General features: G+C 39.5%; 1 protein-coding gene and 2 pseudogenes. All 3 read right to left on the bottom strand.

The window, feature by feature from the left end; all coding sequences use genetic code 11:
- Window positions 1–81: pseudogene (locus ACFIMC_RS01525) on the bottom strand (lytic transglycosylase); the annotation flags it as partial.
- Window positions 78–2,147 (bottom strand): glycine zipper family protein, encoded by a 2,070-nt coding sequence (locus ACFIMC_RS01520; RefSeq protein ID WP_375655549.1) that lies wholly within the window; start codon window positions 2,145–2,147, stop codon window positions 78–80. The pseudogene ACFIMC_RS01525 and the gene ACFIMC_RS01520, both read right to left, overlap by 4 nt.
- A gap of 1 nt (window position 2,148) precedes the next feature.
- Window positions 2,149–3,049: pseudogene (locus ACFIMC_RS01515) on the bottom strand (hypothetical protein); the annotation flags it as partial.

Below are 3,049 nucleotides of genomic sequence, written 5' to 3'. Positions count from 1 at the left end.
GTACAAATAACTCTCTGGCAAACCATAACGCACTGCTGCTTGACGGATCGCTTGATTAACAGAAGGACTAGAACGGGTCATTTCGCGTACTCTATTGAAGCACTAGGACCTAACCCTTTTGCTACAGCTCTAGAAACAATCTTCAAGCCTTCATCCGTTATCACACCGGCTTTATGCCACTTCAAAGCACTTTGAATCAATTTGGCAATTTCATTGCGCTCCATTCCTTTAACGCCAAAAGTTGCTAACTTCGCTATACCGCGCTCTAGCTCTTGTCTTGCCCGTAGCGCCTCTGGAGCATTCGGGTGGAAAAATATGTTTCGTGCTAATTTTAAGCCTTGAGCTGGTATATCAGGAATACTATGTGGTACACGAACTCCATCAAAAAGAGAAACCTCAGGAGTGCCTTCAAATTTGCTAAAACCCTCTTTTGCTGCATCAGAATAGAATTGCTCCTGATCTACTGCCTTTTTAAAAGTAGAAAACCGTTCCGGTCCTATGGTCCTTTCAAGATTCTCAGACGCAAGATTTTGTTTTAAAAGTTTAGAAAATTCATTAATAGGGTCATCATTTTTTCTGAGTAAATCATCTAAGGCATCTCTCATACCCATCTGATAGGTATTATTTTGTTTTGTCCAATTCCCTTTAGAAAGATTTTCCTGAACTGCATCCCTTTCAAAACTCTTTTCAAGCTTTGTTCCAAAAGCTTGTCTACCTTCCTCAAAGCTATCTGCAAAGTTTTTGAATTTTGCTGCACTACCGCGTGCTGCTTTATAAGTAGGAGAGATTTCGTCCATTATTTTTACCAAATTTTGTTTGAGGACTTCGTATCCTAAAATCTTTTGGTTATCGCCATGTTTCTTACTTTTTTCGATTAAATCATCGAGAGACTGCTTAGTTTGATCTAATAACTCTATCGTAGGTTTATAGGTTATACTGCTAAATCTTCTATCATAAAACCTTCTAGGATTTATACTGAGAGGGTGTTCCTCTAAAGTATTGACAGCTTCTTTAAGAGCTTTTTGAAACCCTTTATTTTCAAAAAGTTTATTAAGAGCCGGATAATACTCTCGTCCTATCGGCGTTTGCCTTGCTTGTTCATAAAGATGATCATGCGCTTCTTTCCCTTGCTGTTTAAGCGTCCTGCTTAAAGTATCGCTATGCTGGTATGGAACAATTGTCTGCTCCATCATATCATAAAGACGTTGAACAGAACCTCCCAATCTTTTCTCATGTGCTTGTTTCAAGAGATTATAAACATCTTCATTTGTTTTAGACGCATTCCACAAAGTCTGTCGTAGTTTTTCATTAATATCTGTCAAAAATACTTCCTGAGGTTCTGAGCTAAGACGTTCCGTGATCTTTTGGGGTTTATTATCGTAAAGTTGCTTGGCAACTTCTCTCAAAGCTTTATTTGAAACCTCTTTACGAGCAGGATTAAAATAATTCCTTATAAGTGGAGGCGATTTTAAAGCATTTCCTAAACTACGAACTGCCTTAGAAATACCTATACCTCCTAAAGCAGCAACCGGCGTCAAAACTGCCCCACCAACACCACCGGCTAATGCCGAATTCACCGTATCATTGTAACCTTTTCCTGCACCAGAACCATGTAAAGCTCCAGAACCTGCCCCAACAATAGCTCCCCTACCTAAACTTCCTAAAGTCGAACCTGCTCGCAAAAAATTTAATGCTGGAATACCCAAAGATGCTAATGTTGGTAAAATCGAACCAGCAATATAAGCACCAGAAGATAACCATGGATGTTTCTCTTCCAAAGCTTTTAGGTAAGCGCGCTCCTTAGCTACCCTTCTATTATAGATCTCCTCTGCTCGTTTATCACCACGCCAATAATCTATAAAACCCGCTTCATTCGCCGCTTGTATCTCATCACTATAACCTGCTGTAAGACCAGATGTACCATGGCTTCTAACAGCATCCGACCACGTAAGATCTTTATCATCAAATGAAAAATCATCTGCTGTAAATTTTGTATTAAATGAAGCCGTATCATCATCAACAAGAGGGGAATAAGGAATATAACCCGTTGTTTTTTTTCCTTGATTACCACGACTGTTCTTCACCGAAGACGTACCATCATTATCGGATACATCATCAACAATGCGAGAATAAGGAATATATGCCATTTTAAGCCCCTTTAACCCTTATCTTTCCATCTTCACCAATAAAGCGTGCACCGGAAGGCAATGCATCTTCCTCTTCTTTGCTGGTAACAAGTGGCAAAGCATTACGTCCTTGCTGTGGAGCTTTAGAATGCGACTGTGAGGTAACCTTATCAACACTCTCTTGCGTTAATTCAATGCTGCTGTCTTCTAGCAATTTCAATACGTCTAATTTCATCTTAGCCAAAATCTGATGGATTTTTTTCAACCTAAACAAGAGCTCTTTATGACCCAAGTCGTACTTTATCTCTCCTAAATAGCTCTTTAAGATATCAAGCTCTCTTTCTGTAAGGTTACCAAAACCAGAAGCACCATTGCGTGAATACCGTCTCATCGTTTCTAAACGGTCAATACCTATACGGTTTTTAATGGAATCAAGCAGTGAACGCATATCACGGTGTTGAGGAATCTTAAAAGAAGCTTGCCAATCAGCAAGATTTCCCGTAGCCCAATCACCATTCTCTTCTATATAATTCATAAAACGTTCAATGTCATGGAGTGTATTACTACTGATAGCTTCACTATTTTTAAGATCTATTGTTTCTCGTAGGCGGTCCATTTCTTCTTTAGATCTAGCATCATAACCGCCGTTCACTTTTTGTAATAGAAAAGCATTCAATGCATCTTTATTCCCAGCCATGAACCGCGCTTCTTCTTCGCTATAGCCTTTGGACTTTAGATACTCGACAGTCTGATTAACCTGCCCTCTTTCCTTATCTCCTTCATTAAGATGCTTCACACCACTTGCAAGCGCATCCCATCCAGAACCATCTGTAGGTGCTGCCGCCATACCTGCAAAAAGATCTTTGAGCTTCTGATACGCATCTGATTGAAAAAACTTATAAGTATTGGACTGTAAAAATTTC

Origin of the sequence: Bartonella sp. AP21QHHD (assembly GCF_042196205.1) — a bacterium.
In the GTDB taxonomy this organism is placed as follows: Bacteria; Pseudomonadota; Alphaproteobacteria; order Rhizobiales; family Rhizobiaceae; genus Bartonella.
This window is presented reverse-complemented; position numbering and strand designations above follow the sequence as displayed.